Genomic DNA, 24,835 nt, shown 5'->3' with positions numbered 1-24,835 from the left:
CGCCGGATGGCGGATCTCGATGCCGTACTGCTCGGGAATCGGGGGGCAGCGTGCATCGTCGCTCGCTGCCGGCCGCTTGCGCGTCCGTTCAGACGGAAAGGTTGAACGCGCTTGCTCGCGGGATGCGATGCCGGCGCATCGATGCCGAGTTGCGCAGAACCCCGCGACGCGCAGGCTCCGCGGCGCCCGTCTAGACCGTCTGCCCGAGCCGCTGCGCGAGCGCCTTCAGCTTCGGCCCGACCTGCGTGCGGAACACGTGCTCGTCCATCGACGATGCGGGCCCGCTGCAACTCAGGATCAGCCAGCGCCCCTCGCGCGGCTCGCGAAACGGCACGGCCGCCGCGTTCACGTCCATGTGCCACGCGCGAAACGAATAGCAGCATCCGCCCTCGGAAAACTCGGCCACCGCAAGCTGCGCGGCCGCGACGAGCGCATCCGCGTCGGCCGCGCCGCCGGCCGCCCGGTGCAGCTCCGCATAAAGCGCGCGGCGCACGTCCTCCGGCTGCACGGCGAGGTACGCGCGGCCCATCGAGCTCGTCAGCATCGACAGCCGCGAGCCGGGCGCGAGCCCGAGCGTCAGCGCGGTTTCGCTGCGGATCGTCTCCAGGTAGATCATGTCGAGCCCGTCGCGGCAGCCGAGCGACACGGCCGCGCCGATTTCGCGCGCGAGCGCCTGCATGTGCGGCCGCGCGAGATCGATCGTCCCCGAGCCGGACAGCAGCGCGTAGCCGAGCGACAGCACGCCAGCGTCGAGCGCATACTTTCCGAGCGTTTCGTCGTAGCGCAGGTAGCCGAGCACGGTCAGCGTGTACGCGAGCCGGTTCACCGTCGCCTTCGGCAGCCCGGTGCGCTCCGCGAAGTCGCGATTGCCGAGCATCGTCTCGCCGGGCCGGAACGCGCGCAGCAGGTCGAGCCCGCGCGCGAGCGCAACGACGAACTTGCGCTCGTCGATCGTGGTTTCGTCGATGGTTGAAAGTGTCATCTGATGCTACACTGGGTCCGTTTTGCAAAACATTGTTCCGCACAGCGGAACTCTAGTCAAGCGAACTTTAGACATCGGGCGAGGCGGCGAAGCGCCAACCCGGGATGACCGCAAAGCATGGAATCAGGCAAAGCGCTGAATCCGCCGACTCTGACCGCCCGCGAAGCACGAGGCAGAGCAAGCGGCGACGCGCCCCGACAGGAGATGACACGATGAGCGCTGCAACTTTTCATTGGGACGATCCGCTGCTGCTCGACCAGCAACTGACCGAAGAAGAGCGGATGGTGCGCGATGCCGCGCACGCGTACGCGCAGGACAAGCTTGCGCCGCGCGTCACCGAGGCGTTCCGGCATGAACGCACCGACGCCGAGATCTTCCGCGAAATGGGTGAAATCGGCCTGCTCGGCCCGACGATTCCGGAAGAATACGGCGGCCCGGGTCTCAATTACGTCAGCTACGGCCTGATCGCGCGCGAAGTCGAGCGCGTCGACTCCGGCTATCGCTCGATGATGTCCGTGCAGTCGTCGCTCGTGATGGTGCCGATCTTCGAATTCGGCTCGGACGCGCAGAAGCAGAAATACCTGCCGAAGCTCGCGACCGGCGAATGGATCGGCTGCTTCGGGCTGACCGAGCCGAACCACGGCTCCGACCCGGGCGGCATGGTCACGCGCGCGAAGAAGGTACCGGGCGGCTATTCGCTGTCCGGCGCGAAGATGTGGATCACCAACTCCCCGATCGCCGACGTGTTCGTCGTGTGGGCGAAGCTGGAAGAAAACGGCAAGGACGCGATCCGAGGCTTCATCCTCGAGAAGGGCTGGAAGGGCCTGTCGGCGCCGGCGATCCACGGCAAGGTCGGGCTGCGTGCGTCGATCACCGGCGAGATCGTGCTCGACGAAGTGTTCGTGCCCGAAGAGAACCTGCTGCCGAACGTGAGCGGCCTGCGCGGGCCGTTCACGTGCCTGAACTCGGCACGCTACGGGATCGCCTGGGGCGCGCTCGGCGCGGCCGAATCCTGCTGGCACACCGCGCGCCAGTACGTGCTCGACCGCCAGCAGTTCGGCCGGCCGCTCGCCGCGAACCAGCTAATCCAGAAGAAGCTCGCCGACATGCAGACCGAAATCACGCTCGGCCTGCAGGGCGTGCTGCGTCTCGGCCGGATGAAGGACGAAGGCACGGCGGCCGTCGAGATCACGTCGATCATGAAGCGCAACTCGTGCGGCAAGTCGCTCGACATCGCGCGGCTCGCGCGCGACATGCTCGGCGGCAACGGCATCTCGGACGAATTCGGCGTCGCGCGCCACCTCGTGAACCTCGAAGTGGTCAACACGTACGAAGGCACGCACGACATCCACGCGCTGATCCTTGGCCGCGCGCAGACGGGCATCCAGGCATTCTTCTGATCAAACGGGCGTAACTCGCGCGGCGCTCGCGCGCCGCAGGCGCTGAAACGACACGGCCCGCCCGGCATCGCTGCCGGGCGGGCCGTTTTCATCGGTGTGCGCGTTCGTCACGCGCGGCCGATGCGTCAGCCGATGCTTACTTGTTCGGCTGCGGCGTAAGGCGCAGGTACGGACGCACTGCGTTGAACCCCTTCGGGAAGCGTTTCTTCAGTTCTTCCGGATCCTGCAGCGACGGCACGATCACGACGTCGTCGCCGTCCTTCCAGTTGCCGGGCGTCGCGACTTTGTAATTATCGGTCAGTTGCAGCGAGTCGATCACGCGCAGCACTTCGTCGAAGTTGCGCCCGGTGCTGGCCGGATAGGTGATGATGAGCCGCACCTTCTTGTTCGGGTCGATCACGAACAGCGAGCGCACCGTCAGCGTTTCGTTCGCGTTCGGATGGATCATGTCGTACAGTTGCGAGACCTTGCGGTCCGAGTCGGCGATGATCGGGAAACCGACGACCGTCGACTGCGTCTCGTTGATGTCGTTGATCCAGCCTTTGTGCGATTCGACGTCGTCGACCGACAGCGCGATCACCTTCACGTTGCGTTTCTCGAATTCGCCCTTCAGCTTCGAGGTCAAGCCGAGCTCAGTCGTGCACACCGGCGTGTAGTCGGCCGGGTGCGAGAACAGGACGCCCCAGCTGTTGCCCAGCCACTCATGAAACTTGATCGGGCCCAGGCTCGTTTCCTGCTCGAAATCCGGTGCGATGTCACCAAGACGCAGACTCATGATGTTGCCTCCTCGAACGATGCTGGTTGAAACCGCGCGCTGGACGGCGCGGGACAGTCCATCAGCTTACGGGAAGCAATGGGCCGTGCGAACGATTATTCCGTTTGATATTCATACTTTTTTGTCATTTTTACCCTGCGTCGAAGCAGGCCTGACGGCGGCGATAGAACTTTTTGCACGGTTTGCGGCTCTGTTGAAGATTGCGAGTCGTTTAACATGCGGTATCGCACCGCCGCCGTGTGTTCCCGGCTCGCCAGCAGGCAGGGGTTTCGTTACGATGTGAACCTGCAGCATGACAGCATGAAGGGAGTTGCAATGTCGGAAATCAACAAGGAGAAACTGATGTCGGATATCAAAACCGTTCTCGCGGACGCCGAGGATCTGCTCAAGCAAGCTGCGAGCAGCACGGGCGACCGTGCGGCCGAACTGCGCGAGAAAGCCATGTCGCGTCTGAAGCAGGCCAAGGAAAAGGCAACCGACGTTCAGGTCGTGGTGGTCGAGAAGGGCAAGAAGGCGGCCCGCGCGACCGACGATTACGTGCATGAGCATCCGTGGACGTCGATCGGCGTCGCCGCCGGCGTGGGCGTGCTGATCGGTCTGCTGATCAACCGCAAGTAACGCGCTCAGCGCCGTTCCAACCCATGTGCCGCACGGTGCGGCGCATGGGTGCCGAAGCTGCCGGTGGTTCGCCACCGGCCGGCTTTGACCTAGCCGCTTACTGCGCGCGCAAGCGCCTTATCCATGACGACAGACACTCACCCGCAGCCGTCCGGCCAGGGACCGCTGCGCCGCCTCGTCGGCTCAGCGATCGGCCTGCTGCAAACGCGCCTCGAACTGGTCGGCATCGAGCTCGCCGAGGAGAAGGAACGCCTGATGGGCGTGCTGTTCCTCGGGCTCGCGGCCATGATGCTCGCGACGATGGCGCTGATCAGCCTGACCGTGCTCGTCGCGATCGCGTTCTGGGACACCTATCGCTTGCAGTCGCTCGCGGGCATTACCGCGCTGTACACGATCGCCGCCCTCGCGTGTGGGCTGAAGGCGCGTTCGGGCCTGCGCGAAGCGCCGACCGTGTTCGAGTCCACGCTCGCCGAGCTCGAGAAAGACCGCGAAATTTTCCGCGGCAAGTCGTGAACGCAGTCGTGTTCGCCCCTCTCACCTACTTCGCCGACGCGCCATGAGCCAGAACGTCACGGGCCATTCCCCCCGCCCCCATTCGTCGCGATCGCACTGGAGCGCGTCGCAGCATCGCGCGCTGCGCAAGGAATTGCTGATCCTGCGCTCCGAGGTCGAGCGGCTCGAGCTTGCCGAAGCCGCCGCCGACGTGCGCCACGCCGTCACGCGCTTCAGCTGGCTCAAGATGTTCATTCCCGGCCTGTCGGGCGGTACGTTCGGCCAGTCCGCCAAGAACCTGAACGCGAGCCTCGGTCACCTCGTGAACCAGTATCCGATGCTGAGCTCGCTCGCATCGCTCGTGCTGGCCAAACCCATCCGCTCGCTTCTGCGCGCGAGCGCGGGCCCCGCGCTGAAGTGGGGCACCGTCGGCTTCGCCGCGTGGGAGGTCTACCGTATCTGGAAGCAGGCGCGCGACGAGCGCGGAACGGCCATCAACGACGACTGATACGGAGCGACAAGCGCGCACGGCCCTGCGCCGTTGCGCGTTTTCCGTGGGTTGTCCATCCGTTGCCGCGTGATCACCGCACGCCCCAGCATGCGCGCGCCTGCGCATCGGCCTCGCCGCCGTCAATCGATCCCGCATTGCCTTTCGTCCCGTCCGAACGCAGCGTGAATGCGCCGCATGCGTCGTCGCGCATCGGCCCCGCATCGAGCGGACTCGCAACGAGTTCATAGACGACCGCTGCATCGTCGCCGACCGATCGCCGCAGCGCGACGCGATAGATCGCCGCCCCGTCCGGCGGCGCCTGCGCATAGGCGTCCGGCAAGCTCTGCGGCGGTGGGCCATCGAGCATTTCGAGATATTGAGCCGCACGGTACAGCGCGGCCACCGCGGATGCGCGATGCATGCGCGCGACATGCTCGCGATACGACGGGATACCCCACCCGGCCAGCACGGCGACGATCGCGAGCACGATCATCAGTTCGAGCAACGTGAACGCCGCCACTCGACGCATCAGCGCAGGCCCTTTCATCGATGCACCGCCGCGACGCGACGCCAGCGCTGCGCAACGATGCGTCCGTCGCGCAGCGCGACCTGGCTCTGCAGCCAGACCACGCTCGACGCATGGCCGCCGACCCCGCGCGCGGTGACGAGGTAGGCACGACTACGCTGCGGACCGACGCCGCGCCAGGCTTCGATCAGGCAACGCGGCGGCTGCGCGGCCATCGGCCAGGACGCGAACGGGGCGAACGCTTCGGCGGCATCCAGCGCGGGCGTGCGTCGCCATGCATCCGGCTCGGCGGACGATGCGGGTTCGTCCAGGTACGGCGCTCCGCCGCGCAGCAATCGCGCGGTGCACGCCGCCAATGCCGCATCGGCCGCGTGGAATGCGATCAGCCGGTCGGACAACGCCCGCGTGCGGCGCGATTCCGTCAGTGCGGATTCGAACCACGTGCCGGTCAGCGCGGCGACCGCCGCGCCGACCGCGATCACGGCAGGCAGCGCAAGGCCCGCGTCGCGACGCCAGCTTCGAGTCGCGGGCGGAACGCGGGCGCGCGTCGCGTCGCCGCTCAACATGAAGCCTCCGCCGCGAATTGCATGCCGCAGGGCGCCATGACGCGCCTTCTCGCACCTCCGGCCGCTATTCGCATCGCAAGGTCGCCGATGAACCCGTTTGCACGAATCATCGCAACGCCTCGTGGCCTCGCGCCGCGTCCCGGGCAGGATCGGCGAATGCGACCGCGGAATTTCGCACCGCGACGATTCGATGCAGCACCAGATGCGCGCGACCATCCGACGCAACGGCCGCGCGGCCGTCGCAATCGACATGACGCGCGGCCTCGGGCATCGGTTCGCCACGCGCACGCACGCACACATGCACGGCGACGACATCGCGCCAGTCGTGGGCGTCCATTGCCTGCGCGTCGACGAACTGCGCGCCGTCGCGACGCAGGTAACGCACGCGCAGCTGGTCGATCCCGGATACGACGGGTTGCGGCGTGCCCGGACGCCCGCTTCCCTCGCAGTACAGTTCGGGTTCGCCCGTCGACGGGCTGACACGCGCGTCGAAACGGTTTTCCACCAGTGGCCGCTCACCCGGGGCGCCGACACCCTGCCCGAGACAATCCGACACCTGTGCGCTGCTGGTCGGCCACGTCGATACGGGATCGCCGACATACCGGACCAGCACCGCATCCGACGCCGCGCGCACGGGTTCGCAGCGCACCTGCGCGCCATCGCCTCGCACGCGGCCCGAGGAACAGCCGAACACCGGCGGCAACGACGACGCGCCTTCGACATCGAGCGGCCGAAACCCGGCCATCTGGATCTGCTGGCCGATCAGCATCAATGCGGTCGCGGCCGCATCGCGCATCCGGAATCCGTCTTCCGCCCGCCGCTGCGCAACGCGCTGCGCGTGATACAGCGCACCGGCCGCGGCAAGCACGAGCAGACCGACGATCATCGCGATCAGCACTTCGAGCAGCGTATGCGCGCGGCTGCGGCGATCAGCGTTCAACGGCATCGACGTCGACCTCCCGAAACGGAATCCGTACGCACGAGGGTGGCGTCACCGTCGCCGCCGCGCCTTCGCATCGCGTCGACACCGTAGCGCCCGCACCGCGCCAGCCGACGATCACGTACCGGGCACCGCCCGGCCCATGGTCGAGCGTCATCGCGCCGCCCGGCAACAATGCGACCACGAGCGCCGCGATGCCGTCGTCGGCGCCTGCCGCTGCGTACCGGCGCTCGATGCGTGCATCGGCGAGCCACTGCGCGCGCTCACGCCAGATCGTCGCCCGCTGCGCGCGCGTCATCGCAAGCTGGCTGCCGGCCACGGCCAGCATCACGACCGCGAGCAGCGCGACGGCCAGCACCGCCTCGAGCAGCGACGTGCCGCGCATCGATCGGCGCACGTGCTTCATGCCGCGTCGCAACGCCCGGCGGCGACGCGCGCCCGGCCGCCCGCCGCGATCCGGATGCAACGCGACACGCGTGCGTCGTCGCCGGACAGTATGCGCTGCGGCCGCAATTCGAAGCGCCTGATCCCGCCGATCACCTGGCCCGCCGGCGGCGCGAACGCCAGATCGTGCGCGATGCCCGCGACGGCAATGTCGGCATCGCGCGGATAACGCCGCAGCACGCGCGACTGTCCGTCGAACTGCCCGCTGACGATCCAGCCGCACGACCATTCCGCGGGGTCGCAGCGCTCGCCGGAACGCATGCAATCGCCATCGCGCCCGGCTCGGCACAGCGTGACGCGCACGCCGAGACGCGCCGCCTCGGTGCGTGCGAATGACAGCGCACCGAGCAGCGCGCGCGAGCGGGCGTCCACGCGTTCGCGCATGTGCCATTGATTGAATGCGGGTGCTGCCAAAAGTCCGATCGACGCGGCCAGCGCGATCGCGACCATCAGCTCGACGAGCGTGAAGCCGCCGCAGCTACGCATGCCTTTTTCGACGACCTGCCGGTGCAGTTCCATCGCCATCGCCCTCCGTCAACGTGATGCGACGACTGTAGCGACGCGAGCGAACGCGCGCCATTGGCCGAACGGCCGACTGGCGACATGCGATCGCGACCGACACAATCGGCGCGAATCGAACCCACGGAGAAGACGATGAACGGACGCAGCGCGTCAGCGCTTACGCGAAGGCTTGGAGGGGGACGCGCGACGGAACTCTTCGATCACGTCGGCAAATTCGGAAACGTCCTCGAACCGGCGGTAAACCGATGCGAAACGGACATAGGCGATCGTATCGAGACCGCGCAACTCGTTCATCACGAGTTCGCCGAGCTTCTCGCTGCGCACTTCCCGCTCGCCGGTAGCGAGCAGTTGATATTCGATGCGGGCGACCGCCGCGTCGATCGCGTCAGCCGCAACCGGCCGCTTGCGCAGCGCGAGTTGCATGCTGGCGACGATCTTGCGACGGTCGAATTCCGTGCGGCTGCCGTCCTTCTTCACGACAGCCGGCAGGTTCAGCTCGACCCGCTCGTACGTCGTGAAGCGCTTGTCGCAAGCCGAGCAGCGACGGCGCCGGCGAATCGCGGCGCCATCTTCGGACACGCGCGAGTCGACGACCTGCGTGTCTTCATGCCGGCAGAACGGGCAGCGCATGCGGGATCAGCGATAGACCGGGAAACGCTTGGTCAGCTCGGCCACTTGCGCGCGCACACGCTCGATCGTCGCCGCATCTTCCGGGTTATCGAGCACGTCGGCGATCAGGTTGCCGACCAGTTCGGCTTCCGCCGGGCCGAAGCCGCGCGTCGTCATCGCCGGCGAACCCAGACGGATGCCGCTCGTCACGAACGGCTTTTCCGGATCGTTCGGGATCGCGTTCTTGTTCACCGTGATGTGTGCAGCACCCAGCGCCGCTTCCGCTGCCTTGCCGGTGATGTTCTTCGCGCGCAGGTCCACCAGCATCACGTGGCTTTCGGTGCGGCCCGACACGATTCGCAGCCCGCGCTTGACCAGCGTTTCAGCCAGCACGCGCGCGTTCTCGACCACCTTTTCCTGGTACGCCTTGAATTCCGGCGACAGCGCTTCCTTGAACGCCACGGCCTTCGCCGCGATCACGTGCATCAGCGGCCCACCCTGGATGCCCGGGAAGATCGCCGAGTTGATCGGCTTCTCGTATTCGGCCTTCATCAGGATCACGCCGCCGCGCGGGCCGCGCAGGCTCTTGTGCGTCGTCGTCGTCACGAAGTCGGCATGCGGCACCGGGTTCGGATACACGCCCGCCGCGATCAGGCCCGCGTAGTGCGCCATGTCGACCATCAGGTACGCACCCACCGACTTCGCGATCTTCGCCAGACGCTCGAAGTCGATCTTCAGCGCGAACGCCGACGCGCCCGCGACGATCAGCTTCGGCTTGTGTTCCTGCGCGAGCTGCTCGGCCGCGTCGTAGTCGATGTCTTCCTGCTCGTTCAGACCGTAGCTCACCACGTTGAACCACTTGCCCGACATGTTCACCGGCGAGCCGTGCGTCAGGTGACCGCCGTGCGCCAGGCTCATGCCCATGATCGTGTCGCCCGGCTTGAGCATCGCGAAGAACACGCCCTGGTTCGCCTGCGAACCCGAGTTCGGCTGCACGTTTGCGGCTTCCGCGCCGAACAGCTGCTTCACACGGTCGATCGCCAGCTGCTCGACCACGTCGACGTATTCACAGCCGCCGTAGTAGCGCTTGCCCGGATAACCTTCCGCGTACTTGTTCGTGAGCTGCGAGCCCTGGGCGGCCATCACGGCCGGGCTCGTGTAGTTTTCCGACGCGATCAGCTCGATGTGCTCTTCCTGGCGGCGGTTTTCCTGCTCGATCGCAGCAAAGAGTTCGGGATCGACGTTCGCGATGGTGCTTTGGGCTCTGTCAAACATACGGTTTCCGTTAAGTGTGTACAGGTTGACCGGTGCGGCCGAGTACATTGCGCTGCTGGTGGAACCAGCTCGACGTGGCGGAAGAATCCGTATGACGCGAGGCAGGACAGCCACCGGCGATGCACGCAACGGCGCACAACGGCTGCCCAGGCGAACGGCAAAAACGGCGCCCCGCGCTTCACGGTGGGATGCTCCACCTTGAACCCGAAGGGTTCTATCGCCAGTCACGCAGGGGTGATGAGCGCGTTAGTGTATTGGATGCGTCATGAATAGGCAACCGCACGCCAGCGGCCCCGAAATAATAAGGGCCGGACTCCGCGCACCCGTGCCGCCATGCGTTGACGCCTTGCCGCGGTGCGGCAATCTCAGTACGCTTGCGCGATACTATCCGCTACTTTGTTACCGACCAGGAGCAGCAATGATCGTGTTCGTCACAGGCGCGTCCGCCGGCTTCGGCGCCGCCATCGCCCGAGCCTTCGTCAAGGGCGGCCACCGCGTCGTCGCAACCGCGCGCCGCAAGGATCGTCTCGATGCGCTCGCGGCCGAACTCGGCGACGCGCTGCTGCCGTTCGAGCTCGACGTGCGCGACCGCGCAGCCGTCGAAGCCGTGCCGGCCGCACTTCCCGCCGAATTCGCCGCGCTCGACGTGCTCGTCAACAACGCCGGTCTCGCGCTTGGCGTCGAGCCGGCGCACAAGGCGAGCCTCGACGAGTGGCAAACCATGATCGACACGAACTGCTCGGGCCTCGTGACCGTCACGCACGCGTTGCTGCCCGGAATGATCGCGCGAGGCCGCGGCCACATCTTCAATCTCGGTTCGGTGGCAGGTACCTATCCGTACCCGGGCGGCAACGTATACGGCGCGACCAAGGCTTTCGTCAGACAATTCAGTCTGAACCTGCGCGCCGATCTGATCGGCACGCCGTTGCGCGTCACGGATATCGAGCCGGGCCTGTGCGGCGGCACGGAATTCTCGAACATCCGCTTCCGTGGGGACGACGAGAAGGCGGCCAACGTCTACCAGAACGTCCAGCCGCTCACGGCCGAGGACATCGCCGACACGATCTACTGGATCGCGACGCGCCCCGCGCACGTCAACATCAATACGATCGAGATGATGCCGGTCGCCCAGGCGCCGGCCGGCCTCGCGATCCATCGCGGCTGACCTGTCCGGGCGCCGCCGCGGGCACGGCTCGAGCCGGCCCGCGGCGTGCTGCGACGTACTACATTCCGTTACGAATCGGTTACGAATCCGGCCCGGCCCTTCCGGTAGAATGCGCGCCATGACTCAGCCTACCCGCTCCCCGGACGCGCCCTCCGGCTTTACCTGGCCGGTACGCGTGTACTACGAGGATACCGACGCAGGCGGCATCGTCTTCTATGCCAACTACCTGAAATTCTTCGAACGCGCCCGCACCGAATGGCTGCGCGCGTGCGGCATCGACCAGCGTCAGCTCGCCGACGACACGGGCGCGATCTTCATCGTCCGCAGTACGTCGCTCGACTACCGCGCGCCGGCGCGACTCGACGACGCGCTGACGGTCACGAGCCGGCCCGGCCGCATCGGCCGCGCCTCGGTGGAATTCACGCAGGAAGCCTGGCGTGGCGACACGCTGCTCGTCACCGGACACATTCGCCTCGGCTGCGTTGACCGAACCGGCATCCGGCCCGCGGCGATCCCGCCGGTCGTGCTCGACGCGCTGCAACGCGGGCCCGTCACCGACGCCGGGCAAACTGTACTGTCAACGAAGCTCGCATGAGCCCCGTTTAGACAAAGCCTATGAACTTGCCTTCCTGAATCGATACTAAGCAAGGTTCGGCGCCAGGGCTGACCGGCGCGCCGCGCCGCACGCATGCCGTGCGCCCTCGCCGGGCACCCCCGATGGGACGTTACTCAAACCTCTATGAACACTTCTCAAGACCTGTCGATCATTTCCCTCGTCCTCAACGCGAGCGTGCTGGCCCAGGCCGTGATGGGGCTGCTGTTGCTGCTGTCGCTGATGTCGTGGACCTTCATTTTCCGCAAGTGGTTCGCGATTCGCCGCGCACGCGCGCAGACCGAACGCTTCGAACGGGATTTCTGGTCGGGCGGCGACCTACAGGCGCTGTATCAGAGCGCGGCCAACAACCGCCACACGATCGGCGCGCTCGAGCGGATCTTCGAATCGGGGATGCGTGAATTCCTGAAGGCGAAGGAAAAGCGCCTCACCGATCCGGGCCTCGTGCTCGACGGTGCGCGCCGCGCGATGCGCGCGTCGTTCCAGCGCGAAATGGACGTGCTCGAAGCGAACCTCGCGTTCCTCGCGTCGGTCGGCTCGGTCAGCCCGTACATCGGTCTGTTCGGCACCGTGTGGGGGATCATGAACTCGTTCCGCGGCCTCGCGAACGTGCAGCAGGCCACGCTCGCGAACGTCGCGCCGGGCATCGCCGAGGCGCTCGTCGCCACCGCGATCGGCCTGTTCGCCGCAATTCCGGCGGTGGTCGCGTACAACCGCTACGCGCACGACATCGACCGCCTCGCGATCCGCTTCGAGACCTTCATCGAAGAGTTCTCGAACATCCTGCAGCGTCAGGCCCAGTAAGGAGCACGCCATGGCAGGAAGTCCCATTCGATCCAGCATGCGCGGCGGCCGTTCGCGCCGCGCGATGGCCGACATCAACGTCGTACCGTACATCGACGTGATGCTGGTGCTGCTCGTGATCTTCATGGTCACGGCGCCGCTCGTGGCCCCATCGATCATCAATCTGCCGACCGTCGGCAATGCGGCGCCACAGGAACAGACGCCGCCCGTCGTCGTCAACATCAAGGCCGACCGCACGATGAGCGTCAAGTACAAGGGCGACTCCGGCGCGACACAGGAAGACACGATGACCAAGGCCGAGCTCGACAGCTTCATGTCGGCCCGGCAGGCCGATCATCCCGACCAGCCGGTCGTGATCGCGGCCGACAAGACCGTACAGTACGATGCGGTCATGACCGTGATGTCGGATCTGAAGGCGCGCGGCGTCAAGCGCGTCGGCCTCCTCGTCAAATCGCAATGAACCGGCAGCAATCCCCGCGCAGCAACGCGTACCCGCATCGGCCGCCTCGCGAGCGAGGCACCTGGCGCGCGTTCGCGCTCGCCGCGCTGATGCACGTGCTGCTCGCACTGTTCCTCTATCACGGCGTGCAGTGGCAGAACAGCACGCCGGCCGGCGCCGAGGCCGAGCTGTGGACCGAGGTGCCCGACGTCCCCGCGCCGCGGCCCGTCGTCACGCCCACGCCGCCCGCGAAGCTCGCACCGCCCCCTCCCCCGGTCCGGGACGAGCAGGCGGACATCGCGCTGCAGCAAAAGAAACGACAGCAGGAAGCGGCCGCGCGCGAAGCGCTGCTCGAGCAGCAGCGCCGCGCGCAGCAGTTGAAGGCCCAGCAGGAGGAAGCCCGACGCGAGCAGCTCGCAGCCCAGCAGGCCGCCGCGCTCGCCGCGCAGAAGGCCGCCGAGCGCGAAAAGCAGAAGCAGGCGGACAAGCTCAAGCAACAACAGCTCGTGGAGCAGCAGAAGCTCGAACAGCAGAAGGCCCAGCAGCAGAAACAGCAGCAACAGAAGCAGGCGCAGCTGGAAGCCCAGGAGGCGGCGAAGGCCAAGGCCGACGCGGCCGCGAAGGCGAAGGCGGAATCCCAGGCGAAGGCGAAGGCCGAAGCAGCTGCGCGCGCAAAGGCCGATGCGGCGGCGAAGGCGAAGCTCGACCGGGAACGGAATGCGCGACTCGCGCAGATGCAGGGCCTGGCGGGTGCCGGCGAAGGCGGCGGCCAAGGGCTTGCGAAAAGCGGCACCGGCACGGGTTCCGGCGGCAATGCCGCGTCGCCCGGCTATGCCGACAAGGTGCGCCGCCGCGTGAAGCCGAACATCGTCTGGGGCGGCGAGCGTGCGGGGCTCACGACGATCGTCAAGATCCGCTGTACGCCTTCGGGCGACCTGCTGAGCGTGTCGGTCTCGCGGCCGAGCGGCAATTCGGGGTGGGATCAGGCGGTCGTCAACGCGATCCAGGCGTCGGTTCCGTTACCCCCCGATACTGACGGCCATACCCCGTCCAGCATTACGATTACCTTCAAGGCGGCGGAGTGAGCGCAAATGCGCTTACACTCCGTGCGTCGCTGCCGGACGGGAACGAATCGGGTATTTTTACTGTCTCTGCGGTTGCGCAGCGATCCAAGTCACATGGGAAGCAGAAGCATGAGATTGATGACGAAACTAGGTTTCAGGGCACTCGTGGCCTCGTGTCTGATTGCGGCCGGCGGCGCCGCTAACGCGCAGGTCAACGTGTTGATCACCGGCGTCGGTTCGACCCAGTTCCCCATCGCCACCGCGAACTTCGCGAACGAGGCGGGCCTGCCGCAGCAGGTCACGTCGATCGTCCGCGCGGACCTCGCGCGCAGCGGCAAATTCACCAACATCGATGCGGGCAGCACGCCCGTGCCCGAGACCGCCTCGGTGGATCTCGGCGCATGGAAGGCCAAGGGCGCGAACGCGTTCGTCGCCGGCAGCGTGAACCGCGAGGCGAACGGCCAGTACAAGGTGAACTTCATCCTGTACGACACCGTGAAGCAGCAAAGCCTCGGCGGCCTGTCGCTGACGGCCACCGACACGACGCTGCGCACGGCCGGCCACAAGATCGCCGACTACATCTACCAGAAACTGCTCGGCGTGCGCGGCGTGTTCGCCACGCGCCTGTCGTACGTGATCAAGACGGGCAACCGCTACCAGCTGCAGATCTCGGATTCGGACGGCCAGAACGCGCGCATCGCGCTGTCGAGCACCGAGCCGATCATCTCGCCGGCGTGGTCGCCGAGCGGCACGAAGGTCGCTTACGTGTCGTTCGAGCGCAAGAAGCCGATCGTCTACATCCACGACCTGCCGACCGGCCGCCGCTACATGGTCTCCGACCAGAAGGGCAACAACAGCGCGCCGGCGTGGTCGCCGGACAGCAACACGCTCGCCGTCGCGTTGTCGCTGACGGGCAATACGCAAATCTATACGGTCAATGCGAACGGCGGCGGCCTGCGTCGTCTCACGCAGAGCAGCTCGATCGACACCGAGCCGTACTACTCGCCGGACGGCCGCTGGATCTACTTCACGAGCGATCGCGGCGGTGCGCCGCAGATCTACCGGATGCCCGCGCAGGGTGAAAGCGCCGGCGCGGCGCAACGCGTGACCTTCACCGGCAGCTACAATACGAGCCCGCGCATCAGCCCGGACGGCAAGCTGCTCGCTTACATCTCCCGCACGGGTGGGGGCTTCAAGCTGTACGTTCAGGATCTGCAAACCGGCGCGGCGAACGCGATCACGAATACCAATCGTGACGAATCGCCGAGCTTCGCGGCAAACGGCCAGTACCTTCTCTACGCGACCCAATCGGGTGGTCGCAACGTGCTGGCAGCTGTGCCCTCCGACGGCAGCGCGCCGCCTCAGATCCTGTCCGTCCAGGGCGGCTCCGTTCGCGAGCCGTCGTGGGGGCCCTTCATGCAATGACCACAAGGAGAGTAACCATGATGTCGAATAAAGCTCGTCTGGCCCTGGCCGTGATGATGATCAGCGCGCTCGCAGCGTGTAAGTCGGGCGTGAAGCTCGACGACAAGGCCAACGCTGGTGCGGTGAGCACGCAGCCGAGCGCCGACAACGTCGCGCAAGTGAACGTCGATCCGCTGAACGATCCGAACAGCCCGCTCGCGAAGCGCAGCATCTACTTCGACTTCGACAGCTATTCGGTGAAGGACGAGTATCAGCCGCTGATGCAGCAGCACGCTCAGTACCTGAAGAGCCACCCGCAGCGTCACGTGCTGATCCAGGGCAACACCGACGAACGCGGCACGAGCGAGTACAACCTCGCGCTGGGCCAGAAGCGTGCGGAAGCTGTCCGCCGCGCGATGGCACTGCTCGGCGTGAACGACTCGCAGATGGAAGCCGTGAGCCTCGGCAAGGAAAAGCCGCAAGCATCGGGCCACGACGAAGCATCGTGGGCGCAGAACCGTCGCGCCGACCTCGTCTACCAGCAGTAAGTAACGGAAGAGTTGCCGTATGACGCACTGTGTAACCTGGCTGCGCGTTGCCGCAGCATTCTGCGTCGTCGGCGCGGCGTGGTCGGCCGCGCCGGCGCACGCCGGCGTGTTCGACGACAACGAAGCGCGCCGCGCCGTGCTCGATCTGCGCAGCAAAACCGACAACCTGGCGAGCCAGTTGTCCGCCGCCCAGCGTACGATCCTCGATCAATCCGGCCGTCTCGACCAGCTGAACCAGCAGGTCGCGACGCTGCGCGGCGAGAACGAGGATCTGACGAACCGGCTGACGACGCTCGAACGGCAGCAGAAGGAGTACTACCAGGATCTCGACACGCGACTCAAGAAGTTCGAGCCGCAGCAGGCGACGATCGATGGTGTCGAAGGCACCGTGCAGCCGGGTGAAACGGATGCGCTCAATGCGGCGCAGCAGCAGTTCCGCAACGGCAACTTCAAGGCTGCCGCGGCATCGTTTCGCAGCTTCATCGCGAAGTATCCGCAAAGCCCCTACCAGCCGACCGCGCAGTACTGGCTCGGCAATGCGCAATACGCGTTGCGCGACTATCGCGGCTCGACCGCGACGTGGCAAACGGTCGTGAGCAAGTATCCGCAGCATCCGCGCGCGGCCGACGCGCTCGTCGCAATCGGTACGAACCAGCTCGAGCAAGGCCAGAAGGTGGCCGCGAAGAAGACGTTCGAGCAGGTCGTGTCGCAGTACGCCGGATCGAACGCTGCGCAGACCGCGCAGGGCAAGATCGAGAGCATCAAATAAATTAGCGTGCCAGGTTGTTGACTGACCTGAAATTCGCCGCTATAATTTTTTGCTCTTTAGGTCGTTGGGCGAGTTGTTAGCGCAACGGGCTGACAAGTTTCAAGAACGTGGGGTGGTAACTCAGTTGGTTAGAGTATCTGACTTTTAATCAGAGAGTCGAGGGTTCGAGTCCCTCCCACCCTACCAACTATCTTCGATAGTGCAATGAAAGCCTCCCTCGCGGAGGCTTTTTTGCGTCTGCTTCCCGCAGTATCGTGCTCGGCATCTCGATGATGCTCCCGCCGATTTCGACGAAGTCGCTCTCGATCGGACGGGAGGCCTGCAGTGCGCAGGTGCATGCGGGGCGGCGCGATACGGGCGCCGAGTCAGGCACCCACTGCGTGTGTCGTTATTCCTGCACGGACGGCGCGGAATCTGCATCGGCGAAACGCGGCTTCGCATTCTGCATGTCGCGCGTATTCTTCTGCACGGCCACCGCGCCGAACAGCGCGAGCACGAACGACATCGCGTAGAAGCCCTTCTCACTCAATTGCAGCGTCGCGTTGAAGAGGCCGACGACCAGCAGCGCGATCGCGAGCAACAGCGCAACCCAGCTCAGCCCGTAGTAGATGCCGGTGACGGGAATCCCTTCCGCCCGGTCGCGCACGCTCTTCTGCAACGAGATCGCCGCATAGAGGCCGAACACGAGCACGGTGAAGTAGTAGCCCTTCTCGTTGAGCTGCATGCCGGCGTTCCACAGGCCGATCAGAAATGCCGCGAAGCCGGCGATCAACGCGGCCCACGACGCCGCGACGAATGCGAACGACGGCTGCTGGATGGTGGTCTGGTTCATTGCTTTTGCCCTCTCTTTCTTGTTGTTTCTTGTTTGGAATCGCTTTCGTTGGAATGCGTTTCGCGCATGGTAGCAGCTTTGCGGCGCCGCACGACGATCACGCTTATTGCCTCACGTACCACGCTGCGCGCGCCGCCAGCGCCCCGGCGTCGTGCCGAGCACCGCGCGAAACGCCTTGCCGAACGCCGCCTCCGACTGATAGCCGATCGCCTGCCCGATCTCCGCCTGCCCGCGCTGCGTGTCCTGCAGCAGCGCACACGCATGCATCATCCGGATCTGCGCGACGAACGCGCCGACGCTCATCCCGGCCTTCTCGCGGAAATGCCGCGCATAGGTCGCGCGCGACATCGCCGATGCCGCGCCGAGCGATTCGACCGTCCACGGTTTCGCCGGCGCCTGCAGCACGGCCTGGACCGACGGGCCGAGCCGCATATCGGCAGCCAGCGCGAGCCAGCCGGCCGGCACGCGCGCATCGCGACCGTACGCGCGCAACGCATAGGCGAGCAGCGCCTGTCCGAGCGCGTTCACGATCGCACGCGCACCCGGCTGCGCATTCGATGCCTCCGCGCGCAGCACGCTCGTCAGCAGTTGCAGCGACGCAAGCCCCGAAGACGCCTCTCGCAGCCCGACGTGCAGCACGCGCGGCAGCGTGCGCATCAGCAATTCACCGGCACCGCGTGCATAGACGAAGCGTCCGCAAAGCAGGTCGACGCCCGCCTCGCCCTCATCCGCGGGATCGCGGTTCGACTTGACTGGCAGCACCGCGCCGCCTGCCGCGCGCGGTTCGCGCAGCAACGCGACCGACCTGGCCCCGCCCGCGCCTCCATCCGACAAATCGTGCGCGTCGCCCGCGGGCAGCAGCACGAAATCGCCGTCGACGAGCCGCAACGTGCGCCCGTCGGTCGTGCGCAACCGGCACGTTCCGGACAGCAGCAGGTGAAACGCCGCCTCGCCGGGCGGCAACGGGTCGTGCGGCATCGCGAACGGGCCGTCGAGCAGGCAGCGCACGTCGAGCTCGACATGGCTGCGGCCCAGCGACAACAGTTGGCTCAACGCGTCCATGAGACGTTTGCGCTAAAAATTGACACTCTAGCGTATCGAAACCCTCAGCGCGAGCGATCAGAATAAGCCCTGCATCGCCTGAGATCGCGGCATCCGCCGACCGACCCACAACTTCTCGAAAGGACGCATCATGCTGAACTGGAACGAATACCGGAAGGAACTCTCGACGCGCATCGGCGACATCGCCAAGCTGTCGCCCGACACGCTGGCCGGCTACAAGGCGCTGTCCGGCGCGGGCGCCAAGACGGGGCATCTCGACGCGAAGACGCGCGAACTGATCGCGCTCGCGGTGGCCGTCACGACGCGCTGCGACGGCTGTATCGCGGTGCACACGGCCGAAGCCGCGAAGCATGGCGCGACCAAGGAGGAAGTGGCCGAAGCGCTCGGCGTCGCGATCGCGCTGAACGCGGGCGCGGCGCTCGTCTACTCGGCCCGAGTGATGGACGCGCTCGGCGACTGACGCGCAGCGCGCATGAAGGGTGCGGCGCGCGCCGCATCCTTCCTGGCGGCTGATCGGCTGATCGGCCGATCGACCGGCGCGGCCGGCAGGCAGGTGTGTCGCAGTCCCGCATAACGGCGCCACGAAGTCGGCTACCATGCGCGAAGACGCATCGCGAAGGAGCGCTCCATGTGCCGCTGGCTCGCCTATACGGGCAATCCGATCCATCTCGAGACCGTACTGTTTCGCGCGAAGCATTCGCTGATCGATCAGAGCCTGCATTCGGAGCTGGGCGCCACGACCACCAACGGTGACGGCTTCGGTATCGGCTGGTACGGCGACCCCGACGAACTGCCGTTTCGCTACCGCTCCGTGCATCCCGCCTGGAATGATCGCAACCTGCGCGAAGCCGCGCGTGCGATTCGCTCGCGGATGTTCGTCGCGCACATCCGCGCGGCGACCGATACACCCGTCCAGGAAACCAACTGTCATCCGTTTCGCCACGGCCGCTGGCTGTTCGCGCACAACGGGCTGATCCGCGGTTTCCACAAGCTGCGCCGCGACCTGACGATGAAGGTCGACCCGGCGCTGTTCCCGACGCTCGAAGGCTCGACCGACTCCGAGCTGATGTTTCGACTCGCGCTGACCTACGGCCTCGAACAGACGCCGCTGCCCGCGCTCGAGCGGATGGTCGGCATGATCGAGGAAACCGCCGCGCGGTATCGCGTCGACGAGCCGCTCAATATGACGATCTGCGCGACGGACGGCGACCGGATCATCGCGGCGCGCTACTCGAGCGAACGGCAATCGCGCTCGCTGTTCCACACGACGTCGTTCAAGCACCTGCACGAACTCTATCCGCACAATCCGCGCATCGCAGAAGCGGGCGACGACGCGTTCATGGTCGTGTCGGAGCCGCTCGTCGACCTGCGCGGGGCATGGGAGGAAGTGTCCGAAAGCACGGCGATCGTCGCGCAGGGCGCCGATGTGCAGCAGCGGCCGTTCAATCCGCGGCACACGTAGGCCGCGAACGCGCTCGCGCAATCAGTCGCGGCGCGTGAGCCGCATGCGCACGGTGCCGCGCTGGCGCTCGTCGGTCGCGCAATGCGCGACGAGGATCTGCGAACGCTTCGGCGCCGGAATCTCCGTCTCGAGCACCAGTCCGCGCAGCAACTGGCCGATCGTGCGGCGCACGCCGAAGAAGCGCGCCAGGGCGCACACAACGTAAAGTCGTCGAACACGTCGACGAAGCGCTGCAGGTCCGGATGTTCGGCGAAGTTGCCAGAGCAAACCAGCTCGGCTATAAACAGTCCGACCTTTTCCGCGACGAGTATCCCGTCACCTCTCACCCTGGAGCCCCCATGCCGAACCTGGAAACCGCCCAGCAATTCCTGATGACCCGCGGCCTCGACCTCGGCCTGAACCTCCTCGCCGCGATCGTCTTGTGGTTCATCGGCCGCTGGGCGATCCGCCTCGGCACCCGCCTGCTCGGCAAGGTCGTGCGCCGCAGCGGCAAGGTCGACCCGACGCTCACCGACTACCTGACCTCGGTGGTCGGCGTGCTGCTGACGATCCTGCTGATCCTCGCGATCCTGCAGATCTTCGGCGTTCAGACCACGTCGTTCGCCGCACTCCTCGCCGGCCTCGGTCTCGCCATCGGCACCGCCTGGGGCGGCCTGCTCGCCCACTTCGCCGCCGGCGTGTTCATGCAGGTGCTGCGTCCGTTCAAGATCGGCGACGTGATCAGCGCGGGCGGCGTCACGGGCACGGTGAAGGAACTCGGCCTGTTCGGCACGACGATCATCACCGCCGACAACATCGTGACGATCGTCGGCAACAACAAGATCTTCTCGGACAACATCGCGAACTACAGCGCGACGCCGCATCGCCGCGTCGACCTCACCGCGAAGATCGCCAACGGCGTCGATGCCGTCGACGCGATCAACCGTCTGAAGACGCAGATCCAGGTGATCCCGAACGTGCTGAAGGTGCCGGCGCCGGACGTCGGCGTGCTGCAGTTCACGCCGGAAGGCCCGCTGCTGTTCGTGCGCCCGTCGACGCAGCCGGAGAATTACTGGCAGGTGTACTGCGATACCAACCGCGTGATCCTCGAGACGTTCCGCGACGCGCAATACCCGACGCCCGAAACGCCGCTCTCGCATCGCACCACCTGAACCGCACGGACGAAAAAAGGCGTGGCAACCGCCACGCTTGTTACTGCGCCGAAGCGAAACGTGCCGGTTCAGCGCCCGCCCGTCTTCCGCACATCGCCCGAATGCCGCCCGCGCACCAGCTTCCACAGCGCGCCAAACGCGATCGGCACGATCGCCGCGCCGATCCCCACCAGCACGATCACGTTCAGATACTGGCGGATGAACGGGATATTGCCGAAGAAGTAACCGAGCAGCACCAGCAGCAGCACCCAGACCAGCGCGCCGATCACGTTGAACAGCTGGAAGCGTGCGAAGCTCATCGACGACGCCCCGGCGACGAACGGCGCGAACGTGCGCACGACCGGGATGAAGCGCGCGAGCACGATCGTCTTGCCGCCGTGCTTGTCGTAGAACGAGTGGGTCTTCTCCAGCGCCGCACGGTCGAGGAAGCGCTCGAGCACCGGGATATGGGTATTGAACACCTTCGGCCCGACCCAGCGGCCGATCACGTAGTTCAAGGTATTGCCGCCAATCGCCGCGACCAGCAGCAGCACGATCAGCGCGACGACGTTCATGTCGCCCGTCGCCCCGAACGCACCGCCGATGAACAGCAGCGAATCGCCGGGCAGGAACGGCAGCACGACGAGCCCCGTCTCGCAGAACACGATCAGGAACAACACCAGATACACCCATGCGCCGTACTGCCGGATGAAGTCGCCGAGGAACGCGTCGATATGCAGGACCAGGTTGACGAAATGAAGCAGCGTATCCAAATGCGATTCCTCGAAGGCGAAAAGGCCGTGGCGGCCGGAAAAAGCGGAAGCGCCCGCCAGACAAGGCGGCGCGCGGAACGGAGCCATCATACCGAAACTACCTTAAGGCTCCGTGAAAAAACGTAACCACCGGCGGCGCCGGCAGGCATCCGCCGCCTCGCTATAATTCCGCCATGTCCGAAATCACCGAAACGGCCGCGGGCGCCGCGCCCGCCCCCGCCGCGCGCCCGCTGCGCGCGATCCAGCCCCTGCCCGACCAGTTGATCAGCCAGATCGCCGCCGGCGAGGTCGTCGAACGCCCGGCGTCGGTCGTCAAGGAACTGCTCGAGAACGCGATGGACGCCGGCGCGAGCACGCTGCGCATCGTGCTCGAGGAAGGCGGCGTCAAGCGCATCTCGATCACCGACGACGGCTGCGGCATTCCGCCCGACGAACTGCCGCTCGCGCTGATGCGCCACGCGACCAGCAAGATCCGCTCGCTCGAGGAGCTCGAGGCGGTCGCGACGCTGGGTTTTCGCGGCGAAGCGCTCGCGTCGATCGCGTCGGTCGCCGAGATGTCGATCACGAGCCGCACGGCCGACGTCGCCCATGCGACGAAGATCGACGCGACCACCGGCGCGCTGTCGCCGGCCGCCGGTGCGGTCGGCACGACGATCGAGGTGCGCGAGCTGTACTTCAACACGCCCGCGCGTCGCAAGTTCCTGAAAAGCGAGCAGACGGAGTTCGGCCACTGCCTCGAAATGATCCGCCGCGCGGCGCTCGCGCGGCCGGACGTCGCGATCTCGGTTCTGCACAACGGCAAGGCCGTCGAGCACTGGAACGCGACCGAACCCGCGCAGCGCGTCGCGAAGATCCTCGGCGACGGCTTCGCCACCGCGCACCTGCCGCTCGACGAGCAGGCCGGGCCGCTGGCCGTCTACGGCTGCGCGGGCCTGCCGACCGCGAGCCGCGGCCGCGCCGACCAGCAATACTTCTTCGTCAACGGCCGCTTCGTGCGCGACAAGCTGCTCACGCACGCGGTGCGCGCGGCGTACGAGGACGTCCTCCACGGCGACCGCTACCCGTCGTACGTGCTGTTCCTCGACCTGCCGCCCGAAGCCGTCGACGTGAACGTGCACCCGTCGAAGATCGAAGTGCGGTTCCGCGATTCGCGCTCGATCCACCAGTACGTGTTCCACGCGGTCCAGCGCGCACTCGCCCGCCATGCGGGCGCGTCGCCGGAAACCACCGCGGGCGGCCACGCCGCGCAACTGTCGCCGGCGCCGGGCGGCCCCGCGTCGTTCCTGAATATGCCGCTCGGCCTGGGCGCGGCCACCGGCACGGGCGGCAGCGGCTTCTCGTCGCCGTCGTCATCCTCATCGTCGGCCGGCAACACGTGGATGCGCCAGGCGCGCATGACGCAGGGCACGCTGCCGGTCGCGCAGCCACTTGCGCTCTACGACGCGCTGTTCGGCCGCAAGGACACGGGCGCCGGCACGCCGGACGGCACGACCGTCATCGCGCACGATTCGGCCAGCGCGACGACCACGCTGCCGGGCTTCGTCGCGTCGCCGCTCGCGGTCACCGCGCACGACGAGCAGCCGCTCGGCTTCGCGCTCGGCCAGATCCACGGCATCTACGTGCTCGCGCAGAACGCGCACGGCCTCGTGATCGTCGACATGCATGCGGCGCACGAACGGATCCTGTACGAACAGTTCAAGAACGCGCTCGCCGACCGCACGATCGCCGTGCAGTCGCTGCTGCTGCCGATCTCGATGACGGCGACGCCGGTCGAGATCGGCACGGTCGAGGAAGAGCGCGACACGCTCGAATCGCTCGGCTTCGACCTCGCGGTGCTGTCGCCGACGACGCTCGCGATCCGCGCGGTGCCCGCGCTGCTGAAGGATGCGGACCTGCAGTCGCTCGCGCGCGCGGTGCTCGCCGACCTGCACGCGTTCGGCGGCTCGCGCGTGCTCACCGAGCGCCAGCACGAGCTGCTCGGCACGCTTGCATGCCACCACGCGGTGCGCGCGAACCGGCGCCTGACGCTCGACGAGATGAACGCGCTGCTGCGCCAGATGGAAGCGACCGAACGCGCGGACCAGTGCAATCACGGCCGGCCGACGTGGTATCAGCTCACGCTGAACGATCTCGACCGCCTCTTCATGCGCGGCCAATGAGCGCTTCACCGCAGTCCCGTCCGACGACGATCGCCTGCCTGCTCGGCCCCACCGCATCGGGCAAGACCGCCGCCGCGCTGGCGCTCGCCGCGCGCCGCCCGATCGAGATCGTCAGCGTCGATTCGGCGCTCGTCTATCGCGACATGGATATCGGCACCGCGAAGCCGACGCGCGACGAACGCGCGCGCGTGCCGCACCATCTGATCGACATCATCGACCCGGCCGATGCGTATTCGGCGGCCGAATTCCGTGCCGACGCGCTGCGCCTGATCGGCGAGATCGCCGCGCGCGGCCGCACGCCGCTGCTCGCGGGCGGCACGATGCTGTACTACAAGGCGCTGACGCAGGGCCTCAACGACCTGCCGACCGCCGATCCGGCCGTGCGCGCGGAGCTCGACGCCGACGCCGCGCGCGACGGCTGGCCCGCGCTGCATGCGCGGCTCGCGCAGGTCGACCCGGCGACGGCCGCGCGGCTCGCGCCGAACGATTCGCAGCGGATCCAGCGCGCGCTCGAAGTGTTCCTGCTGAGCGGTCAGCCGATGTCGGTGCTGCTTGCCGCGCCGCGCCGCGCGGACGACGAGGCCGCCGCGTACCGCTTCGTGCCGGTCGCGCTCGAACCGTCGGACCGCGCGGTGCTGCACGCGCGCATCGCGCAACGCTTCGACGCGATGCTCGACGCGGGCTTCATCGACGAGGTCGAACGGCTGCGCCGCCGCGAAGATCTGCATCTCGGCCTGCCGTCGATGCGCTGCGTCGGCTACCGGCAGGCCTGGGAATTCCTCGACGGCGACACCGACTACCGGACCATGCGCGACAAGGGCATCTTCGCGACCCGCCAGCTGTGCAAGCGGCAGATCACGTGGCTGCGCGCGATGCCCGAGCGGATCGTCGTCGACTGTGTCGCGCCGGATGCGACCGCGCGCGCGCTCGACACGCTCGAACGCGTGCTGGACGACCACCTGCCGGCCTGAG

The 24,835-nt window shown here is 66.7% G+C and carries 29 protein-coding genes, 1 tRNA gene, 1 pseudogene and 1 riboswitch; of the genes and pseudogenes, 18 read left to right on the top strand and 13 right to left on the bottom strand.

Features of this window, described 5'->3' with window-relative positions; all coding sequences use genetic code 11:
- Positions 1-190: 190 nt before the first annotated feature.
- The gene (locus tag FFI87_RS03850; RefSeq protein ID WP_011656082.1) at positions 191-982 is read right to left on the bottom strand and encodes an IclR family transcriptional regulator; all 792 of its coding nucleotides are present in this window, start codon (positions 980-982) and stop codon (positions 191-193) included.
- A 212-nt stretch (positions 983-1,194) separates the two neighbouring features.
- Between FFI87_RS03850 and FFI87_RS03845 the strand changes: the two genes are divergently transcribed.
- The gene (locus FFI87_RS03845; RefSeq protein ID WP_138848188.1) at positions 1,195-2,382 is read left to right on the top strand and encodes an acyl-CoA dehydrogenase; all 1,188 of its coding nucleotides are present in this window, start codon (positions 1,195-1,197) and stop codon (positions 2,380-2,382) included.
- 136 nt (positions 2,383-2,518) lie between these two features.
- Here FFI87_RS03845 and FFI87_RS03840 read toward each other — a convergent pair whose 3' ends face one another.
- Positions 2,519-3,157, bottom strand: a complete 639-nt coding sequence (locus tag FFI87_RS03840) for a peroxiredoxin (RefSeq protein WP_012363183.1) — start codon at positions 3,155-3,157, stop codon at positions 2,519-2,521.
- Positions 3,158-3,472: 315 nt separating this feature from the next.
- On the opposite strand from FFI87_RS03840, the gene FFI87_RS03835 reads away from it, so the two are divergent.
- The 3 genes from FFI87_RS03835 to FFI87_RS03825 all read left to right on the top strand — a co-directional run bounded on the left by FFI87_RS03835 (position 3,473) and on the right by FFI87_RS03825 (position 4,775).
- Positions 3,473-3,775 (top strand): YqjD family protein, encoded by a 303-nt coding sequence (locus tag FFI87_RS03835; protein WP_006754606.1) that lies wholly within the window; start codon positions 3,473-3,475, stop codon positions 3,773-3,775.
- A gap of 123 nt (positions 3,776-3,898) precedes the next feature.
- Positions 3,899-4,288 carry a phage holin family protein gene (locus FFI87_RS03830; protein WP_012363182.1) on the top strand — a complete coding sequence of 130 codons (390 nt, stop codon included), beginning with the start codon at positions 3,899-3,901 and terminating at the stop codon, positions 4,286-4,288.
- A gap of 43 nt (positions 4,289-4,331) precedes the next feature.
- Positions 4,332-4,775: a DUF3318 domain-containing protein gene (locus tag FFI87_RS03825; protein WP_138848189.1), complete on the top strand. Its 444-nt coding sequence runs from the start codon at positions 4,332-4,334 to the stop codon at positions 4,773-4,775.
- 73 nt (positions 4,776-4,848) lie between these two features.
- On the opposite strand, the gene FFI87_RS03820 is transcribed toward FFI87_RS03825, so the two are convergent.
- From FFI87_RS03820 to glyA, 7 genes are all read right to left on the bottom strand, one after another.
- Positions 4,849-5,304: a type IV pilin protein gene (locus FFI87_RS03820; RefSeq protein WP_012363180.1), complete on the bottom strand. Its 456-nt coding sequence runs from the start codon at positions 5,302-5,304 to the stop codon at positions 4,849-4,851.
- Positions 5,301-5,849 (bottom strand): pilus assembly protein, encoded by a 549-nt coding sequence (locus FFI87_RS03815; protein ID WP_138848190.1) that lies wholly within the window; start codon positions 5,847-5,849, stop codon positions 5,301-5,303. The genes FFI87_RS03820 and FFI87_RS03815 overlap by 4 nt, the downstream gene beginning before the upstream one ends.
- Positions 5,850-5,955: 106 nt before the next feature.
- Positions 5,956-6,795 carry a type IV pillus assembly protein gene (locus FFI87_RS03810; RefSeq protein ID WP_012363178.1) on the bottom strand — a complete coding sequence of 280 codons (840 nt, stop codon included), beginning with the start codon at positions 6,793-6,795 and terminating at the stop codon, positions 5,956-5,958.
- Complete coding sequence (locus FFI87_RS03805; RefSeq protein WP_138848191.1) at positions 6,779-7,195, bottom strand: hypothetical protein; 417 nt, start codon at positions 7,193-7,195, stop codon at positions 6,779-6,781. Before FFI87_RS03805 ends, FFI87_RS03810 begins: the two co-directional genes overlap by 17 nt.
- Positions 7,192-7,752, bottom strand: a complete 561-nt coding sequence (locus FFI87_RS03800; protein ID WP_138848508.1) for a GspH/FimT family pseudopilin — start codon at positions 7,750-7,752, stop codon at positions 7,192-7,194. Before FFI87_RS03800 ends, FFI87_RS03805 begins: the two co-directional genes overlap by 4 nt.
- Before the next feature lie 153 nt (positions 7,753-7,905).
- Positions 7,906-8,385 carry a transcriptional regulator NrdR gene (nrdR, locus tag FFI87_RS03795; protein ID WP_006754597.1) on the bottom strand — a complete coding sequence of 160 codons (480 nt, stop codon included), beginning with the start codon at positions 8,383-8,385 and terminating at the stop codon, positions 7,906-7,908.
- Between the two features lie 6 nt (positions 8,386-8,391).
- Positions 8,392-9,639: a serine hydroxymethyltransferase gene (glyA, locus tag FFI87_RS03790; protein WP_138848192.1), complete on the bottom strand. Its 1,248-nt coding sequence runs from the start codon at positions 9,637-9,639 to the stop codon at positions 8,392-8,394.
- A 137-nt stretch (positions 9,640-9,776) separates the two neighbouring features.
- Positions 9,777-9,877: riboswitch (ZMP/ZTP riboswitch) on the bottom strand.
- Between the two features lie 180 nt (positions 9,878-10,057).
- Between glyA and FFI87_RS03780 the strand changes: the two genes are divergently transcribed.
- The 9 genes from FFI87_RS03780 to FFI87_RS03740 all read left to right on the top strand — a co-directional run bounded on the left by FFI87_RS03780 (position 10,058) and on the right by FFI87_RS03740 (position 16,631).
- Positions 10,058-10,804 (top strand): SDR family NAD(P)-dependent oxidoreductase, encoded by a 747-nt coding sequence (locus FFI87_RS03780; RefSeq protein ID WP_138848193.1) that lies wholly within the window; start codon positions 10,058-10,060, stop codon positions 10,802-10,804.
- Positions 10,805-10,913: 109 nt separating this feature from the next.
- Positions 10,914-11,399 (top strand): tol-pal system-associated acyl-CoA thioesterase, encoded by a 486-nt coding sequence (gene ybgC / locus FFI87_RS03775; protein WP_012363173.1) that lies wholly within the window; start codon positions 10,914-10,916, stop codon positions 11,397-11,399.
- Positions 11,400-11,543: 144 nt separating this feature from the next.
- Positions 11,544-12,221: a protein TolQ gene (gene tolQ / locus FFI87_RS03770; RefSeq protein ID WP_006753266.1), complete on the top strand. Its 678-nt coding sequence runs from the start codon at positions 11,544-11,546 to the stop codon at positions 12,219-12,221.
- A gap of 10 nt (positions 12,222-12,231) precedes the next feature.
- Entirely contained in the window at positions 12,232-12,681 is a 450-nt protein-coding gene (gene tolR, locus FFI87_RS03765) for a protein TolR (protein WP_006753267.1), read from the top strand.
- Positions 12,678-13,745, top strand: a complete 1,068-nt coding sequence (tolA, locus tag FFI87_RS03760; RefSeq protein WP_138848194.1) for a cell envelope integrity protein TolA — start codon at positions 12,678-12,680, stop codon at positions 13,743-13,745. Before tolR ends, tolA begins: the two co-directional genes overlap by 4 nt.
- A 108-nt stretch (positions 13,746-13,853) precedes the next feature.
- Complete coding sequence (gene tolB / locus FFI87_RS03755) at positions 13,854-15,149, top strand: Tol-Pal system beta propeller repeat protein TolB (RefSeq protein ID WP_006753269.1); 1,296 nt, start codon at positions 13,854-13,856, stop codon at positions 15,147-15,149.
- 17 nt (positions 15,150-15,166) lie between these two features.
- A complete protein-coding gene (gene pal / locus FFI87_RS03750; protein ID WP_006753270.1) occupies positions 15,167-15,676 on the top strand; it encodes a peptidoglycan-associated lipoprotein Pal in 510 nt (169 codons plus the stop codon).
- A gap of 19 nt (positions 15,677-15,695) precedes the next feature.
- The gene (ybgF, locus tag FFI87_RS03745; RefSeq protein ID WP_138848195.1) at positions 15,696-16,445 is read left to right on the top strand and encodes a tol-pal system protein YbgF; all 750 of its coding nucleotides are present in this window, start codon (positions 15,696-15,698) and stop codon (positions 16,443-16,445) included.
- 109 nt (positions 16,446-16,554) lie between these two features.
- Positions 16,555-16,631, top strand: a tRNA-Lys gene (locus FFI87_RS03740).
- A gap of 202 nt (positions 16,632-16,833) precedes the next feature.
- Here the strand turns inward: FFI87_RS03740 and yiaA are convergent.
- Positions 16,834-17,277 (bottom strand): inner membrane protein YiaA, encoded by a 444-nt coding sequence (gene yiaA / locus FFI87_RS03735; RefSeq protein ID WP_138848196.1) that lies wholly within the window; start codon positions 17,275-17,277, stop codon positions 16,834-16,836.
- A 111-nt stretch (positions 17,278-17,388) separates the two neighbouring features.
- Positions 17,389-18,339, bottom strand: a complete 951-nt coding sequence (locus FFI87_RS03730; protein WP_138848197.1) for a cupin domain-containing protein — start codon at positions 18,337-18,339, stop codon at positions 17,389-17,391.
- A gap of 130 nt (positions 18,340-18,469) precedes the next feature.
- Between FFI87_RS03730 and FFI87_RS03725 the strand changes: the two genes are divergently transcribed.
- Positions 18,470-18,799 (top strand): carboxymuconolactone decarboxylase family protein, encoded by a 330-nt coding sequence (locus FFI87_RS03725; RefSeq protein WP_006484989.1) that lies wholly within the window; start codon positions 18,470-18,472, stop codon positions 18,797-18,799.
- A gap of 168 nt (positions 18,800-18,967) precedes the next feature.
- The gene (locus FFI87_RS03720) at positions 18,968-19,801 is read left to right on the top strand and encodes a class II glutamine amidotransferase (protein WP_138848198.1); all 834 of its coding nucleotides are present in this window, start codon (positions 18,968-18,970) and stop codon (positions 19,799-19,801) included.
- A 54-nt stretch (positions 19,802-19,855) separates the two neighbouring features.
- Here FFI87_RS03720 and FFI87_RS03715 read toward each other — a convergent pair.
- Positions 19,856-19,993 (bottom strand): annotated as a pseudogene (locus tag FFI87_RS03715) (N-acetyltransferase); the annotation flags it as partial.
- A 146-nt stretch (positions 19,994-20,139) separates the two neighbouring features.
- Between FFI87_RS03715 and FFI87_RS03710 the strand changes: the two are divergent.
- Entirely contained in the window at positions 20,140-20,952 is an 813-nt protein-coding gene (locus tag FFI87_RS03710) for a mechanosensitive ion channel family protein (protein WP_012363167.1), read from the top strand.
- A 68-nt stretch (positions 20,953-21,020) separates the two neighbouring features.
- Here FFI87_RS03710 and FFI87_RS03705 read toward each other — a convergent pair whose 3' ends face one another.
- Positions 21,021-21,704, bottom strand: a complete 684-nt coding sequence (locus FFI87_RS03705) for a DedA family protein (protein WP_041489764.1) — start codon at positions 21,702-21,704, stop codon at positions 21,021-21,023.
- A 173-nt stretch (positions 21,705-21,877) separates the two neighbouring features.
- Here FFI87_RS03705 and mutL point away from each other — a divergent pair, with 173 nt between their 5' ends.
- Both mutL and miaA read left to right on the top strand, forming a co-directional pair.
- Positions 21,878-23,863, top strand: coding sequence for a DNA mismatch repair endonuclease MutL (gene mutL / locus FFI87_RS03700; RefSeq protein ID WP_138848199.1), 1,986 nt, complete (start codon positions 21,878-21,880; stop codon positions 23,861-23,863).
- A complete protein-coding gene (gene miaA / locus FFI87_RS03695) occupies positions 23,860-24,834 on the top strand; it encodes a tRNA (adenosine(37)-N6)-dimethylallyltransferase MiaA (RefSeq protein WP_138848200.1) in 975 nt (324 codons plus the stop codon). Before mutL ends, miaA begins: the two co-directional genes overlap by 4 nt.
- Position 24,835: the final 1 nt, after the last annotated feature.

The sequence above is a fragment of the Burkholderia sp. KBS0801 genome (assembly GCF_005937855.2).
In the GTDB taxonomy this organism is placed as follows: Bacteria; Pseudomonadota; Gammaproteobacteria; order Burkholderiales; family Burkholderiaceae; genus Burkholderia; species Burkholderia ambifaria.
The sequence above is the reverse complement of the archived record's forward strand: the minus strand, read 5'-3'. Positions and strand labels throughout refer to the sequence as shown.

Coding starts and splice junctions, on each gene's coding strand:
- FFI87_RS03835 (WP_006754606.1), top strand. CDS start 3,473: ATGTCGGAAATCAACAAGGAGAAACTGATGTCGGATATCAAAACCGTT.
- FFI87_RS03850 (WP_011656082.1), bottom strand. CDS start 982: ATGACACTTTCAACCATCGACGAAACCACGATCGACGAGCGCAAGTTC.
- FFI87_RS03805 (WP_138848191.1), bottom strand. CDS start 7,195: ATGAAGCACGTGCGCCGATCGATGCGCGGCACGTCGCTGCTCGAGGCG.
- tolR (WP_006753267.1), top strand. CDS start 12,232: ATGGCAGGAAGTCCCATTCGATCCAGCATGCGCGGCGGCCGTTCGCGC.
- FFI87_RS03825 (WP_138848189.1), top strand. CDS start 4,332: ATGAGCCAGAACGTCACGGGCCATTCCCCCCGCCCCCATTCGTCGCGA.
- FFI87_RS03840 (WP_012363183.1), bottom strand. CDS start 3,157: ATGAGTCTGCGTCTTGGTGACATCGCACCGGATTTCGAGCAGGAAACG.
- FFI87_RS03730 (WP_138848197.1), bottom strand. CDS start 18,339: ATGGACGCGTTGAGCCAACTGTTGTCGCTGGGCCGCAGCCATGTCGAG.
- tolA (WP_138848194.1), top strand. CDS start 12,678: ATGAACCGGCAGCAATCCCCGCGCAGCAACGCGTACCCGCATCGGCCG.
- FFI87_RS03845 (WP_138848188.1), top strand. CDS start 1,195: ATGAGCGCTGCAACTTTTCATTGGGACGATCCGCTGCTGCTCGACCAG.
- FFI87_RS03820 (WP_012363180.1), bottom strand. CDS start 5,304: ATGAAAGGGCCTGCGCTGATGCGTCGAGTGGCGGCGTTCACGTTGCTC.
- FFI87_RS03830 (WP_012363182.1), top strand. CDS start 3,899: ATGACGACAGACACTCACCCGCAGCCGTCCGGCCAGGGACCGCTGCGC.
- yiaA (WP_138848196.1), bottom strand. CDS start 17,277: ATGAACCAGACCACCATCCAGCAGCCGTCGTTCGCATTCGTCGCGGCG.
- FFI87_RS03810 (WP_012363178.1), bottom strand. CDS start 6,795: ATGCCGTTGAACGCTGATCGCCGCAGCCGCGCGCATACGCTGCTCGAA.
- FFI87_RS03710 (WP_012363167.1), top strand. CDS start 20,140: ATGCCGAACCTGGAAACCGCCCAGCAATTCCTGATGACCCGCGGCCTC.
- miaA (WP_138848200.1), top strand. CDS start 23,860: ATGAGCGCTTCACCGCAGTCCCGTCCGACGACGATCGCCTGCCTGCTC.
- FFI87_RS03780 (WP_138848193.1), top strand. CDS start 10,058: ATGATCGTGTTCGTCACAGGCGCGTCCGCCGGCTTCGGCGCCGCCATC.
- nrdR (WP_006754597.1), bottom strand. CDS start 8,385: ATGCGCTGCCCGTTCTGCCGGCATGAAGACACGCAGGTCGTCGACTCG.
- tolQ (WP_006753266.1), top strand. CDS start 11,544: ATGAACACTTCTCAAGACCTGTCGATCATTTCCCTCGTCCTCAACGCG.
- tolB (WP_006753269.1), top strand. CDS start 13,854: ATGAGATTGATGACGAAACTAGGTTTCAGGGCACTCGTGGCCTCGTGT.
- FFI87_RS03720 (WP_138848198.1), top strand. CDS start 18,968: ATGTGCCGCTGGCTCGCCTATACGGGCAATCCGATCCATCTCGAGACC.
- FFI87_RS03815 (WP_138848190.1), bottom strand. CDS start 5,849: ATGTTGAGCGGCGACGCGACGCGCGCCCGCGTTCCGCCCGCGACTCGA.
- pal (WP_006753270.1), top strand. CDS start 15,167: ATGATGTCGAATAAAGCTCGTCTGGCCCTGGCCGTGATGATGATCAGC.
- FFI87_RS03725 (WP_006484989.1), top strand. CDS start 18,470: ATGCTGAACTGGAACGAATACCGGAAGGAACTCTCGACGCGCATCGGC.
- glyA (WP_138848192.1), bottom strand. CDS start 9,639: ATGTTTGACAGAGCCCAAAGCACCATCGCGAACGTCGATCCCGAACTC.
- ybgC (WP_012363173.1), top strand. CDS start 10,914: ATGCGCGCCATGACTCAGCCTACCCGCTCCCCGGACGCGCCCTCCGGC.
- mutL (WP_138848199.1), top strand. CDS start 21,878: ATGTCCGAAATCACCGAAACGGCCGCGGGCGCCGCGCCCGCCCCCGCC.
- ybgF (WP_138848195.1), top strand. CDS start 15,696: ATGACGCACTGTGTAACCTGGCTGCGCGTTGCCGCAGCATTCTGCGTC.
- FFI87_RS03800 (WP_138848508.1), bottom strand. CDS start 7,752: ATGGAACTGCACCGGCAGGTCGTCGAAAAAGGCATGCGTAGCTGCGGC.